Source organism: Pedobacter sp. Bi126, assembly GCF_918698245.1.
Lineage (GTDB): Bacteria > Bacteroidota > Bacteroidia > Sphingobacteriales > Sphingobacteriaceae > Pedobacter.
In genome coordinates this window covers 637,773-651,416 of record NZ_CAKKMS010000002.1, presented here as the reverse complement: position 1 = coordinate 651,416, position 13,644 = coordinate 637,773, and the positions used below count along the sequence as shown (strand labels likewise).

The window sequence follows — 13,644 nt, the reverse complement described above, 5'->3', positions numbered from 1 at the left end:
GTTATGAGCACAGCAAACTATGTAATTGGAGTGGATTACGGGACAGATTCTGTCCGGTCAGTTCTAGTCGATACCGCAAACGGAAAGGAAATAGCATCGTCTGTTTTTCTTTACCCAAGATGGCAGAAAGGTTTATATTGTAAACCGGCTGTTAATCAGTTCCGCCAGCATCCGTTAGATTATATTGAAGGTTTAACACACACTATAAAAGATTGTTTAACAAAAGCAGGTGGTGCCGATATTGCACACCTGGTTAAGGGAATTTCGGTTGATACAACGGGATCAAGTCCGGTGGCTGTTGATGCGACAGGTACGCCCCTTGCCCTGACCAAAGGTTTTGAAGAAAATCCAAATGCCATGTTTGTGCTTTGGAAAGACCATACCTCAGTTAAAGAAGCCGCAGAAATTAATGAACATGCTACTAAATTTAGCACCAATTACCTCAAATATGTAGGTGGCATTTATTCATCAGAATGGTTCTGGTCTAAATTATTACACATATTAAGGGTCGATTCGACTATTAAAAAAGGTGCTGCGTCATGGGTAGAACATTGCGACTGGGTTCCGTTTTTGCTTTGTGGCGGTAACGACATTACAACAATGAAACGTAGCCGTTGTGCCGCCGGGCATAAAGCACTTTGGGCAGAAGAGTTTAACGGTTTACCTCCTGAAGATTTCTTTAGTAGTCTTGATCCGCTTTTAGCAGGTTTTAGAGATAAATTATTCACCGATACCTATACTTCTGATATTTCTGCGGGAACATTGAGTGAAGAATGGGCAACTAAACTGGGCTTAAGTACAGATGTAGTAGTTGGTGTTGGCGCATTTGATGCGCACATGGGTGCGGTTGGCGGACAGATTGAACCTTACTACCTGAGTAAAGTAATGGGTACGAGTACCTGCGATATTTTGGTTGCACCCAATCAGGATTTACATGGAAAATTGATCAACGGGATCTGTGGACAGGTTAATGGCTCGGTAATTCCGGGTATGGCAGGTTTAGAGGCCGGTCAATCTGCTTTCGGAGATGTTTATGCCTGGTTCAAGAATTTAATCAGCTGGCCATTAAACCATTTACTTACTGAATCTGATGTAATTGATGAAGCTACAGCTACTGCATTAAAGGCGGAGCTTGAAGGGAAAATAATTGCTAAGTTAAGTAACGAAGCTGCAGCTTTACCAGACGGAGATTATGCAGAACTCGCAATAGACTGGTTGAACGGCCGTAGAACGCCAGATGCAAATCAGGAACTTAAAGGTGCCATAACGGGTTTAGGTTTAGGAACCGATGCACCACGGTTTTTCCGTGCCTTAGCTGCAGCAACCTGTTTTGGTGCGAAAGCTATTGTAGACCGCTTTAAAGAACAGGGTGTTCCGGTAAAAGGAATTATCGGTATTGGCGGTGTAGCAAAAAAATCAGCCTATATTATGCAAATGATGGCAGATGTATTGGAAATGCCCATTAGAATCCATCGTTTTGAGCATACCTGTGCATTAGGTGCAGCAATGTTCGCTGCTGTAGCAGCTGGTATTTATCCAAATATCGAAGCAGCAATGGCGGCCATGGGAACAGGCTTTGAGAAAGAATACAAGCCGAATATTAAGAAACAAAAACTTTACCGCCAGCATTACCAACAATATCTGGGATTAGGTAGGTACCTGGAAAAATACAATAAAAAAGATGTAAAACCTTACTTATCATGAGCAACTATCAAGATATAAAAGAGCAGGCTTACCAGGCCAACATGCAGTTGCCCAAATTGGGACTGGTACTTTTTACCTTCGGTAATGTGAGTGCTGCAGACAGATCGAAAGGTGTTTTTGCCATTAAACCAAGCGGTGTACCTTACGAAGATTTGTCGCCGGAGAAAATGGTGATTGTAGACTTTGACGGAAATACTGTTGAAGGAAGTTTACGTCCCTCATCAGATACCAAAACCCATGCGGTTTTATATAAACACTGGGCAGAAATTGGCGGGATTGTACATACCCATTCTACTTATGGCACGGCTTGGGCGCAGGCGCAAAGGGCAATTCCAATTTTCGGAACTACCCATGCCGACCATTTAACAGTAGATATTCCATGTGCCCCACCAATGGCTGATGAAATGATCAAAGGAAATTATGAGTACGAAACAGGGTTTCAGATCATGAATCATTTTGAAAGTTTAGGCCTAAGTTATAAAGAAGTTGAGATGATTTTGGTGGGCAACCACGCTCCTTTTACCTGGGGAAAAACAGCCGAGAAAGCCGTTTATAACAGTGCGGTTTTAGAAACTGTAGCGCAAATGGCTTTGTTAACCGAACAGATCAATCCGCAGGCACCGAAGCTGAAAGATTCGTTGATAGAGAAACATTACGAGCGTAAACATGGTGATGGTGCCTATTATGGACAGAAGTGAGTTTAGAGTTGGGAGTTTTGAGTTTGGTTGCATAAATTGAATTAAGGGTTTTGGAAAGCAATTGCAGTGGTGCTTGGGGAACGAAAGCCCCGCCCCCGCTTCTGCCGATTGAAAAAATCGGCATCTCGCTACGGTCGGGTTTAACATTGTAAGGTTTACCTAAGTAACTTAAACCTGATTGGAGTGAGCATGAACGCAACCGCAGGTGGGTGAATAAAACGGAAAGCAGGACTACCCTAACCGATGAAATACGGAACCTTGCTTTTCAAAAAAAAGACTAGGGATAATGTTCCGTGAAGATACAGACCGATGAAGAGTGGTACGCTTTAAAAAAGAGATACATAATGGTCTGTGAGGACACAGACCATGGCATTGAATAAATTAAAAATAACATAAATAGTAATGATTGATTTAAAAAAATTACAAGTTTGGTTTATTACGGGTACGCAACATTTGTACGGTGAAGAAACCTTAAAACAAGTAGCGGAGCACGCTCAACAAGTGGCCGATTCGTTAAACCAGAACGGAAGTATTTCTGTTTCGGTAGTGTACAAGCCGATTGTGAAAACTACAGAGGAGATTTTCGAAACCTTGCAACAAGCCAATATTGATGAGAACTGTATCGGCGTAATTACCTGGATGCATACCTTCTCTCCTGCTAAAATGTGGATCAGGGGCTTAAATGTTTTGCAGAAACCATTATTGCACTTACATACGCAGTTTAACCGCGATATTCCATGGAATACCATTGATATGGATTTCATGAACCTGAATCAAAGTGCGCATGGCGACCGTGAATTTGGTTTTATGGTATCACGCATGCGCAAAGACCGTAAAGTAGTTGTTGGGCACTGGCAGGATGAAGAAGTAGCTAAACAGATTGATACCTGGTGCAGGGCTGCTGCCGGATGGCACGATTGGCAAGGTGCTAAATTTGCGCGTTTTGGCGATAATATGCGTTATGTTGCGGTTACCGATGGCGATAAGGTAGAAGCTGAAATGAAATTTGGTTTCGCGGTAAATACCTATGGTATAGGTGATTTAGTAGCGGTAATTAATGGAATAAGTGAGGAGTCAATTCAGGCGTTATTAAAAGAATACGAATCGACTTACGAGATGACTGCTGATTTAAAAGTAGGCGGTGCAAGGCATTCGTCTGTTTATGAAGCAGCTAAAATTGAACTGGGTTTAAGAAAATTCCTGGAAGATGGAGGTTTTAAAGGTTTCTCAGATACTTTTGAAGATCTACATGGTATGATCCAGCTACCAGGAATTGCAGCACAACGTTTAATGTCCGATGGTTACGGTTTCGCGGGTGAAGGTGATTGGAAAACGGCTGCATTGGTACGTGCCTGTAAAGTAATGGGTGCTGGTTTAGCTGGTGGAAACGCATTTATGGAAGATTATACCTATCATTTCGATCCGGCAAACTCGATGGTTTTAGGCTCGCACATGCTCGAGGTTGATGCTTCATTGGCAAGTGGTAAAGCGAGTTTAGAGGTTCACCCATTAGGTATTGGCGGCAAAGCAGATCCTGCGCGTTTGGTTTTTAACGTTGCTGGTGGCGATGCTTTAAATGCATCTTTAATCGATATGGGCAACCGTTTCCGTTTATTGGTGAACGAAGTAAAAGCTGTTGAAGCTGAACATGATTTACCAAACTTACCGGTAGCCCGTGTACTCTGGAAACCATTGCCTGATATGAAAACAGGTTGTGCAGCATGGATTTATGCTGGTGGTGCCCACCATACCGCTTATAGTCAGAATTTAACTACCGAGCATTTATTGGATTTTGCGAATATTGCCGGCTTAGAATATGTAAATATTGGTGCCGATACCAAAATCAATCAATTCAGAAATGAATTGCATTGGAATGAGGTTTTTTATAAATAATTTAATAAAGCACTGTACAATAAAAGCCGATAATCTTATGGTTATCGGCTTTTTTATGTGATTTTCATTTTGTGATTTTCACCTCCTGTAAACGCATCCCGTGATCGTCCTCCTGAACTTGTTTCAGGATCTTTTTAGGAGCGCCTAGCGGGATAGATCCTGAAACAAGTGCGATTGAGAGGTTCCAATAAAAAAATCGTCATTGCGAGGAGGAATGACGAAGCAATCTTTTTATATATAGCTATTCCTGCGAGTAAGATTGCTTCGTCGGCTTAAAAAGCCTTCTCGCAATGACGATAATTGAGTAGATTTAGTTCAGGATCTTTTTAGGAACGCTAAGCAGGATAGATCCTGAAACAAGTTTAGGAGGACGCGTAACTTAAATACCACCTACAATCCTACACTAACCATTGCTTTAATCACCCCGTTCTTTGGATCTAACCAGTTTTCAAACTCATCTTTTACTTCCTCAAATTTAACCTGATGCGTAATATAGTTGGTAGGATTAACCAAACCAGCTTTCATTGATTTGATTACATGCTCAAAATCTTCAATGGTGGCATTTCTGCTGCTCATTAATGTCGATTCGCGCTTGTGAAACTCAGGGTGGTTAAAAATTAAATCTCCTTTTTGCAGCCCTATTAAAACGAACCTTGCGCCATGTGCCATATAGTTTATGGCGTTGTTAATGGCCTTCTGATTCCCCGTTGCATCGATTACAACCGTTGGCATATCACCATTGGTTATATCGCTCAATTGTTGCGCAACATCAGGCGAAAGCGCATTAACTACATGCGCTACCTTTAATTTATCTTTACAGAAAGCCAGGCGGTCTTCATTAATATCTAAGGCGATTACGTTGGCCCCGGCAATTCTGGCGAATTCCATTGTGCCTAAACCAATTGGCCCGGCACCAATAACCAGGACAAATTCTCCAGGCTGAACAGCTGCCCTGCGAACACCGTGCGCGCCTATAGCTAAAGGTTCAACTAAAGCGAGCTCATCATAACTCAATCCCTCGCCATGTAAAAGTGTCCTCGATGGAACCTGCAAATATTCGCGCATACCACCATCAACATGTACACCACAAACCTGCATTTTAACACAGCAGTTTGGTTTGTTCGTTCGGCAGGCAATGCATTCGCCACAATTAAAATATGGGATAAAAGTAACAGCCTCTCCTATTTTGAAGTTATCGACTCCATCGGCTTCAACCAATTCGCCTGATAACTCGTGACCTAAAACTCTTGGGTAATTAAAGAAAGGTTGGGTACCTTCAAAGGCATGTAAATCGGTCCCGCAGATACCGATTCTTTTAATTTTTATAATGGCATGGTCTTTTTTAAGCTCAGGTTTTTCTGTTTCTGAATATTCGAAAGTTCCAGGTGTAGTACAGGTAAGGGTTTTCATTGTAATTTAATGATTGAATAAGAAAAATCGTCATCTCGACTGAAGCGCAGTGGAATGGAGAGATCTGCTTAGATAGATTTCTCGGCTGCGTTGCACTCCGCTCGAAATGACGTCGGTGGATTAAGCGTTCGCCAAAGCTCTGTCTAAATGAACATAACCGCCATCAACATGGATAATCTGTCCGGTGGTATGGCTTGATTTGTTAGACATTAAAAAGGCTGTCATGTTTGCAATTTCTTCTGCAGTTGTCATTCTGTTTTCCAATGGAATTTTTGAAGTGATTTCTTTTAGTTTTTCTTCCGCATTATCCAAAGTCTCTATCCAGGTTTCGTAAGCAGGTGTCCAGCATTCGGCAACCACTACTGCATTTACTCGGATGCCGTATTTTAGTAATTCAACAGCCCACTCGCGGGTTAATGCATTTCTACCACCATTTGCGGCAGCATAGGCTGAAGTATTTCCTTGCCCCGTTTCAGCCGTTTTTGAAGTGATGTTTACAATTGCACCTTTGCTTTTAATTAATTCTGGCAAGGCATGGTGTGCCATCAAATAATAATGCACTACATTTTTATGTAATGAAGCCATAAAGTCTTTATAATTTCCACTTTCTAAACCCACCCCATCGTTAACGCCGGCGTTATTCACTAAACCATCAATCCTTCCAAATTTAGCGACAATTTCTTTAACTACTTTTTCGCAATCATCCGGATTGGAAAGTTCTGCAACAAATTGTTCCGCTTGTTTGCCTTGAGCAATAATTTCATCAACTACTTTTTGGTTATCTGCTGCTTTTCTACCTACGATTACGGCAATTGCATTTTCTTTAGCAAATACTTCCGCAATGCTTCTTCCAATGCCTTTAGCAGCACCGGTAATGATAATAACTTTTTCTTTTAATTGTAAATCCATGTTTTTTATTTTTTTTGTAGCGTCCCCCTGAATTCATTTCAGGGTCTTTAATACTGATTAGATCCTGAAACAAGTTCAGGATGACGATACCGATTAGTTAATCATATTAATTATATCCGATCTCCTTGATTCAGGCGATACTTTTAAATCTATTAATTTTCCATTCTTTAACTGCCCTTCAACGGTGGTTTGGTAAGGCGCATAGAGCTTGAAATGTACATCCCACTCTTTAGGCCATGCAGGGTAAAGATAAATCTTTTTTCCGTCTACCTGCATCAGCATTTCCTGTAAACCGATCATACCAGAGCCGCCCCAATTATGGTCTGGTGTCCAGTCGAAGCCAGGTCCCCAGAATGCCGGGAATCTCCTTCCCGAGTCTTTTAACTTTGCGGTGGTTAATTTTGCAGCATCTTCAGTTAAACCTAATCTGGCAGCAAAAATATTGTCCTGTTTCCAGCCTACAAAACTGCGGAATTTCAGCACATCTGTATCGTATTTAAAAGTATTGATGGCGGTGTCTAAACCAGGTTTACCAATTCCATAAATGCCCCAGGGATAAACGGGATACAACTGCGGACTTTCGGTATTGTTAATGCGCTCCCAAAGTTTTGCCGGAGCAATTGTGGTATGACCGTCAAATGTTCTAAAACTGATGGGTGGAATGGTTTTTAGCATGGCCGTCCATTCCAACTTTTGCTTTTCGGATAAATTGGGACGCTCCAGAAGTCGTTCTAAAACGGTTTTTAGCGCAGCAATGGTTGAGGTGGAGTTATAGGCCATTTTATAGGTTTCAGCACCAGAGCCAGGGTACAAAACCAAATGTCCATCGGCATCTAAAGCTTTTGCTCCGCGCTGTTTGGCTAAATAAGTGTAGTGCGCTTTGAAAAAGCTAAGTGAACTTTCAATCAATGGAAGATACTTTTCGATGTTATTGCCATTATACCTTTCTGTTTCCAAAATCATCATGCAGAATTCCAAAACTGTATCCCACTGGTGTTCTAACCAGGCATTGTATTCCATGCCTTTGTTAAAATCGGCAGGACGTTTCCAGCCGTATTCTGCTGGGTTTGGTAATCCAAAATTTTCCAATTGCTCTGTAAAACTGGCGCCATTATGTCCCCAGGCAGACTGCGTTCTGATTTCAGCATTTTTCAACAAATTCAGATAGAAATCGAATTGAGGCTTCATCATTTCAAAATCACCGCTTTTTAACATCGGCCAATAGACTAAACGTTGGTTTTGTGCGGTGTGGGTACCTCCTCCCCAATTCCTGAAATCGGGTGTGTATTTCAGCGCGGTATCAGTAAGTTGTGGATCGAAGGTAAATAAACCGCCATTAAATTTTGTGGGGTATTTGCCAAAGGCATTGCAACCCAACATATACCTGAATAACTGATAATTTTTAGCCGACTGATTGGCTGATTCATCTTTCGAATTGATATAAATGAAACTCTTTTCAAAGTAATCATTCCACCATTTTATACTGGATTTATGACTGTTATTGATTTTTAATGAAGTTAACTGTTTTTCCCAATCAGAAACTGATTCAGTTTTAACTGTATATAAAGCAATGGTAATGTGGTTTGAACGCGAAGGTTTTTTACTTTTCAATATCCAGGCTTTAAAAGGTGTACTTAAATAAATACCTTCATCATTCCCTGCCGGAATTAGGTTATCTCCCTGCATAGAGCCACCAAAAATCAGTTTTTTTAGCGGATTGAACAACTCGGCCTTTCTATCATCAAGGCCTTGCTGTTTTACTGTAATATCAAATACCGTTTCAGGTTTATTTTGATGGTAAAATTGAATGGTATTGTTTTTAAAAGCAATTTCATCTTTAAGGGTTTTTACAATGCCCTGAGGTGCCCATTTATACGAATTTTGGTTGTTCTCTTTGCCTTTTGTAATGCGGTCTTCAAAGCGCCAGCTTTCGTAACTGGCTTCTGTTGTGGTATTTTGGCTTGATTTAATGTCTAAATGAATAACCGGATTAAAAACATCTACCCAAACATTTATTTTTATATTTAATTTACCGTTTGAACCTGAAATCTGGGCATAACCATCTTTTAAGATCAGTTCTTGTTCAAATGATTTCCCCTCGAAAGGGTTTGGGGATAATTTGAGTTTTACACGACCAAGCTTGAGTAAGGTATTATTCTCATCGAAGGTGCCGCTTTTGGATAGATAGAGGTAAACATTGCCATTTTCTACCCAGAGGTTAAGGCCGATATCGCCGCCACCTACGGGCATGGATGCTGATGAATTGAGGCTTTGGGTATTCCAAACCACGTTATTGGGGGTTTTTTCTTGCGAAAAAGCATTTGAGGTGAGGAAGCAGAAAGACACGGAGCACACCAAGAAAAGGTTGGTTCTTTTTGACCATATAAGACATATAAGAGCATTTAAGATTCTAAAGGGAATACTTAGTGTGCTTGGTGTCTTTGTGGTTAATGGTTTTTTGCATATGGTATTTGACCATCTAAGGCACCTGAGAACTCCTGAGGCATGGTTCAAAAATTTTGACCATATAAGAACATTTAAGTTCCCAAATGAAATACTTGGTGTGCTTTGTGTCTTCGTGGTTAATGTTTTTTGGCCTGTGGTATTGAACCACCTAAGACAGCTGAGAACACCTGAGGCGTGGTTCAAAAATTTAAACCATATAAGGCATTTCAGGGCATTTAAGTTCCTAAATAAGATACTTTGTACTTTTAGTGTCTTCGTGGTTAAATTCATTTTAATATTACTAATTCTCCCAATCATCAGTACGGAATGAAGAAACGGGCAAACCATCGTTCCCAAATAAATCGCCGGTTACAAAATCTTTGAAGGCGTAGCGAACAGCTATAGGTGCTTTAACTTCGGGAGCCGAAACCGTTATGCTACTTCCTTTTATGCTTGCTTTTGCTGGATAAAATTTTTTATCGGCGCCTGCAATTTCGAATAAAGAAAGTTCTTTACCAAAAGCAGTTAACCCGTTTGGTACATTTTGAAACTTGATTACAGCGGTATTCTTTTCGACATTAAATGATTCATAATTCGGACTTAATGCACCAAAACCTTTTATACCATAAGTTTGAGACAAGGCCAGGTAAGCCAAACGGGTTCCACCCTGTTTTTTGTTTGCGGGATGGATGGATTTTTCCTCGCCGATATCCATTAAAACTGCCATCCCCGAATTTGGAATTTTAGTAAGGGATTTACGTTGTGCATCGCGTAAAAAGGCCGAGTTAAATTTCTCACCAACATGATAAGGCGGCAATTGGGCATAATTGTAGGGCGCGATTTGCGCGTAATAGAAAGGAAAATCACCATTATCCCAATTTTTTCTCCAGGAAGAAACCATCGCCGGGAATAAGTCTTCGTAGCGGTCTGGACGTTCATAATTCGATTCGCCCTGATACCAGATGGCGCCTTTTATGCCATATCCGATTACAGGATAAAGCATGCCATTGTATAAAGTTGTGGGCGTTCTGCTTACTTCTTTTATACTGTCGGTTTTTGAGGGGATTTTAACCTCGGGGAATGCTTTTAAATCCTCGGGCGACATCCAGGCCTCAATTGTAGAACCACCATAACTATCGTTGATGATCCCGATAGGAACATTTAACATTTCGCTTAATAAGGAACCAAAGTAGTAAGCGGTTGCGCTAAAATTGGCAACGGTTTCTGGGGCAGCTAATTTCCATTGCGAAGCTTTGCTGTTTTCTTGTCGTTCGGTGATGGAAGAACGCGGAACAGTATAAAGCCTGATGTTTTTATTGGTAGATTTTAGAATGGCCTCATTGGAACCAATTATCGGCTGACTTTTAAAACCTTTCATGGGCATTTCCATGTTTGATTGGCCACCACAGAACCAAACTTCACCAATTAGAATATCGGTCAGGACAAGTTTTTCACCATCATTTAATTCAATATTGTATGGACCACCGGCTGATGGAGTCGCAACTTTTATTTTCCATTTACCTGCCTGATCAGTAATAACGGTGTATTGCTGTTTGTTCCAGGAGGTATTGATTTTTACCCTGGTAGCGGGTTTGGCCCAGCCCCATATGGCAACATTGCTTTGTTGTTGTAACACCATGTGATCGGTAAAAATCGATGCAGGTTTTACGGTGGCTGATGCAATGAGGCAACAAGTGAGGTTTAAGAATATGAAGAGTTTTAGTTTCATTTTTTTAACATTAAATATTTGATCCAATCAATTGATAGAATCTTGTAAAAGAGTCGTCATCTCGACCGGAGCAACGCGAAGTGGAGAGATCTATTTAGTTAGATTTCTCGACTGCGCTGCACTCCGCTCGAAATGACGACCGCATATTATCTACTCACCGGCAGCCATACCGACATTTCTGAATGACCGCGGTTTCCCCAGGCAAAGTATGGCACCAGTTTAATTTCTGTTGTTGTGTTTTTATCTTCAATCGGCCTGTACAACACATTTTCCCAGTTGTTTGGCACTACCATTTTTGCATTTCCTACTAAACTCATCATCGCAGCACCATCGATATTAATGGGTTTGACCTCAAATTTGGTTGAAGCCGGAATAATAGCATTAAAAATACTTTTACCAGATAAATCTGTCGATTCCAGGCAGTAAACAATTGGTCCGCGTTTAACAGCTACCTGGTTCCTGTTTTCTTCGACCAAAGGATTAGCTTCAATCAAAGTGGCATCCATAGGGAGATTTAATTCTATTACATCACTCTTTTTCCAAACGCGGCTGATTTCTGCATAAGTTCCGGAAATGGCTTTAAGATTTTCAGTTTTCCCATTGATTGTGATCTGTGCATTATGTGTCCACGACGGGATTCTCAAAAATAAGGAATAAACTTTAGTCCCTATTTCTTTAATGCTGATTTTGATTTTCCCATCCCAGGGATAATTGGTTTCTTGAGATAAAGAAATTTTCTGACCATTCGTTAATGTAGTATTTAGGTTATTGCCACCATATAAATTAAACCATAGGCCTTTATCTGAAGTACTGTAGGCATAATCGCTAACTTCTGCAATCGTTCTGACTACGTTTGGGGGGCAGCAATTGGATAATGTGATATAAGGTACCCTATCTTTCGACCAACGTTGTTTAAAAGGTAAATCATCAGATTGCGCCAAAGGATTGGTGTATAAAAAGTTTTTTCCATCCAAACTAATTCCAGACAGAACGCTATTGTGTAAGGCCAGTTCCATTACATCAGCATATTTTGCATCGCCTGTAATCTGCAACATGCGCCAGTTCCAAAGTACGTTACCAATGTTGGCACAGGTTTCGTTATGTGCGGTAAAATTGGGTAATTGAAAATCGCGACCAAAAGCCTGGTGGATTTTCTGCACATCGGCCGGATTATAGGAAGTGCCATCTGGCGAAGTTCCATCGTAAAGCGAGCCACAGCCACCCGTGATGTACATTTTGTGCTGATTGACATCATCCCACATTAAATTCAATGTTTTTAAAAGCGAATCTTTACCTGTTTCGGCATATAAATCCGCTACTCCTGCGTACAGGTAGTTGGCACGAACGGCGTGGCCCATGGCTTTGGTTTGCTGTAAAAAAGGAATGCGATCCTGGTTATCATCTGTGCCGTCATCAATTTTACCTTTGATGGCGATTAAATGTTGGGCCAGTTCTAAATACCGGGGATCTTTTGTGGTGCGGTACATTTCTACCACGCCCATGTAATGTGAAGGACAAATGGCGTTTCGTGCCAATGTCGGTGAAGCAGATTTATAGAAATTGTACAGGTAATCTGTCGCTTTTTTAGCAATGTTGAGCAAAGTAGTTTTTCCGGTTGCACGGTAATGAATGCAGCCAGCCGTCATTAAATGGCCAATATTGTACGATTCGAAGCTTAACCGATCTTGAAACTGGTTTTTAGCGCCTGTTTTGCGCTGCTCAATCATTGCTTTGGTATAGATGTAGCCATCATCGCGTTGTGATTTACCGATTACCACAATGGCTTTATCCATCATTTCGTTCAGTTTTGGGTTTTTGGTTGAAGCGTATAAAACAGCTACAGCCTCCAACGTTTTGTAATAATCGCCATCATGGAAAGATGGACCAGCATGCAAGCCCGTATCTAAACCTGCTGCAATTTTGAAATTTTCAAAAGCATGACTGATCTTCGGATCGTTATAAATGGCCCACATGTTAGGTACCATGGTTTCGGTAGCTACTTTAAACCGATCGGCCCAAAATCCTTTTGTCCAGGTTACATCCGACATATTGATACTGTGCAATTTCGCGTAAGGCGAATTTGACGTATTAACCAAAGCTTTGTCTTGTGCTTTAGCGCTTAACGTCAGAAAAAGCGTTACACAAACAATTACCAGAAGTCGTAAAGTCTGCAAGACAAAATTTTTGGTTATATGGGGTAGCTTTTTCATTATTTTTTTTTAATTTTTAACCTGAAAATGTTTCTGTTTTTATTGTTATTAATCTAATTTATTGCCAAAAGTCCTTAGATTCTGAAGTGTAGGTAATGGCCTGATCGTTATTTTCTTTGTATTTTTCTTTAAGATTTTTTCGGAACCCAATAACGTTGTAGTTTCTGTTCTCACTCCTGTTAAAAGATTAAATGTAGTCTCTGTTGTCGCATTTCGCCCATCATAAACTATGCTAGAGACTTTAATCAATTGAAAAACTCCATTTTTGTAGATGAATTTATACTCAAAGCGAACATCATTTTTTTCAGTGTTCATTAATAGAAATCCATTTTCAATAAAAAAATAAGGGATTTGATTTTTAGTATGTACACCGTTTACATATTGGGGTTCAATTACATCAGTTGAAGAGAAAACCATTTTAAATTTCTTATTTGGCTGTAATAAAAATATTTGTAACCTTAATGGAACGGCTGTATCGATCGTATCCATCATAATTACGGTTTTGTCGATCAACCCATCTTTATTTAGATCGCCCTTCTCCAACCTGATCTGGACATTAAAATTATCCTTTACCTTCTTTTGTTGAGCGTAAACAATAGTTTGGGTAAATGCCAGAATTAATACAATTATTTTTTTCATATATTTT

The 13,644-nt window shown here is 40.4% G+C and carries 9 protein-coding genes; 3 read left to right on the top strand and 6 right to left on the bottom strand.

Features of this window, described 5'->3' with window-relative positions:
* The first annotated feature begins 3 nt into the window (after positions 1 to 3).
* From LQ201_RS07855 to araA, 3 genes are all read left to right on the top strand, one after another.
* Positions 4 to 1,704, top strand: a complete 1,701-nt coding sequence (locus LQ201_RS07855; protein WP_230140966.1) for a ribulokinase — start codon at positions 4 to 6, stop codon at positions 1,702 to 1,704.
* On the top strand, positions 1,701 to 2,402 hold the full coding sequence (locus LQ201_RS07850) for an L-ribulose-5-phosphate 4-epimerase (RefSeq protein WP_230140964.1): 702 nt from the start codon (positions 1,701 to 1,703) through the stop codon (positions 2,400 to 2,402). Before LQ201_RS07855 ends, LQ201_RS07850 begins: the two co-directional genes overlap by 4 nt.
* Positions 2,403 to 2,804: 402 nt before the next feature.
* Positions 2,805 to 4,295 carry an L-arabinose isomerase gene (araA, locus tag LQ201_RS07845; RefSeq protein WP_230140955.1) on the top strand — a complete coding sequence of 497 codons (1,491 nt, stop codon included), beginning with the start codon at positions 2,805 to 2,807 and terminating at the stop codon, positions 4,293 to 4,295.
* Positions 4,296 to 4,685: 390 nt separating this feature from the next.
* On the opposite strand, the gene LQ201_RS07840 is transcribed toward araA, so the two are convergent.
* The 6 genes from LQ201_RS07840 to LQ201_RS07815 form a co-directional block, all read right to left on the bottom strand.
* Complete coding sequence (locus LQ201_RS07840) at positions 4,686 to 5,705, bottom strand: zinc-binding alcohol dehydrogenase family protein (RefSeq protein WP_230140947.1); 1,020 nt, start codon at positions 5,703 to 5,705, stop codon at positions 4,686 to 4,688.
* Positions 5,706 to 5,825: 120 nt separating this feature from the next.
* Positions 5,826 to 6,614, bottom strand: a complete 789-nt coding sequence (locus LQ201_RS07835) for an SDR family oxidoreductase (RefSeq protein ID WP_230140945.1) — start codon at positions 6,612 to 6,614, stop codon at positions 5,826 to 5,828.
* 93 nt (positions 6,615 to 6,707) lie between these two features.
* Positions 6,708 to 8,960 carry a DUF5703 domain-containing protein gene (locus LQ201_RS07830; protein ID WP_230140942.1) on the bottom strand — a complete coding sequence of 751 codons (2,253 nt, stop codon included), beginning with the start codon at positions 8,958 to 8,960 and terminating at the stop codon, positions 6,708 to 6,710.
* Positions 8,961 to 9,360: 400 nt separating this feature from the next.
* Positions 9,361 to 10,788, bottom strand: coding sequence for a sialate O-acetylesterase (locus LQ201_RS07825; protein WP_230140939.1), 1,428 nt, complete (start codon positions 10,786 to 10,788; stop codon positions 9,361 to 9,363).
* Between the two features lie 146 nt (positions 10,789 to 10,934).
* On the bottom strand, positions 10,935 to 12,998 hold the full coding sequence (locus LQ201_RS07820) for a glycoside hydrolase family 127 protein (RefSeq protein WP_230140936.1): 2,064 nt from the start codon (positions 12,996 to 12,998) through the stop codon (positions 10,935 to 10,937).
* 48 nt (positions 12,999 to 13,046) lie between these two features.
* The gene (locus tag LQ201_RS07815; RefSeq protein ID WP_230140934.1) at positions 13,047 to 13,637 is read right to left on the bottom strand and encodes a hypothetical protein; all 591 of its coding nucleotides are present in this window, start codon (positions 13,635 to 13,637) and stop codon (positions 13,047 to 13,049) included.
* Positions 13,638 to 13,644: the final 7 nt, after the last annotated feature.

What these genes read in the sequence shown, in the direction of transcription:
- LQ201_RS07855 (WP_230140966.1), top strand. Translation starts at nt 4, where the DNA reads ATGAGCACAGCAAACTATGTAATTGGAGTGGATTACGGGACAGATTCT.
- LQ201_RS07850 (WP_230140964.1), top strand. Translation starts at nt 1,701, where the DNA reads ATGAGCAACTATCAAGATATAAAAGAGCAGGCTTACCAGGCCAACATG.
- araA (WP_230140955.1), top strand. Translation starts at nt 2,805, where the DNA reads ATGATTGATTTAAAAAAATTACAAGTTTGGTTTATTACGGGTACGCAA.
- LQ201_RS07840 (WP_230140947.1), bottom strand. Translation starts at nt 5,705, where the DNA reads ATGAAAACCCTTACCTGTACTACACCTGGAACTTTCGAATATTCAGAA.
- LQ201_RS07835 (WP_230140945.1), bottom strand. Translation starts at nt 6,614, where the DNA reads ATGGATTTACAATTAAAAGAAAAAGTTATTATCATTACCGGTGCTGCT.
- LQ201_RS07825 (WP_230140939.1), bottom strand. Translation starts at nt 10,788, where the DNA reads ATGAAACTAAAACTCTTCATATTCTTAAACCTCACTTGTTGCCTCATT.
- LQ201_RS07820 (WP_230140936.1), bottom strand. Translation starts at nt 12,998, where the DNA reads ATGAAAAAGCTACCCCATATAACCAAAAATTTTGTCTTGCAGACTTTA.
- LQ201_RS07815 (WP_230140934.1), bottom strand. Translation starts at nt 13,637, where the DNA reads ATGAAAAAAATAATTGTATTAATTCTGGCATTTACCCAAACTATTGTT.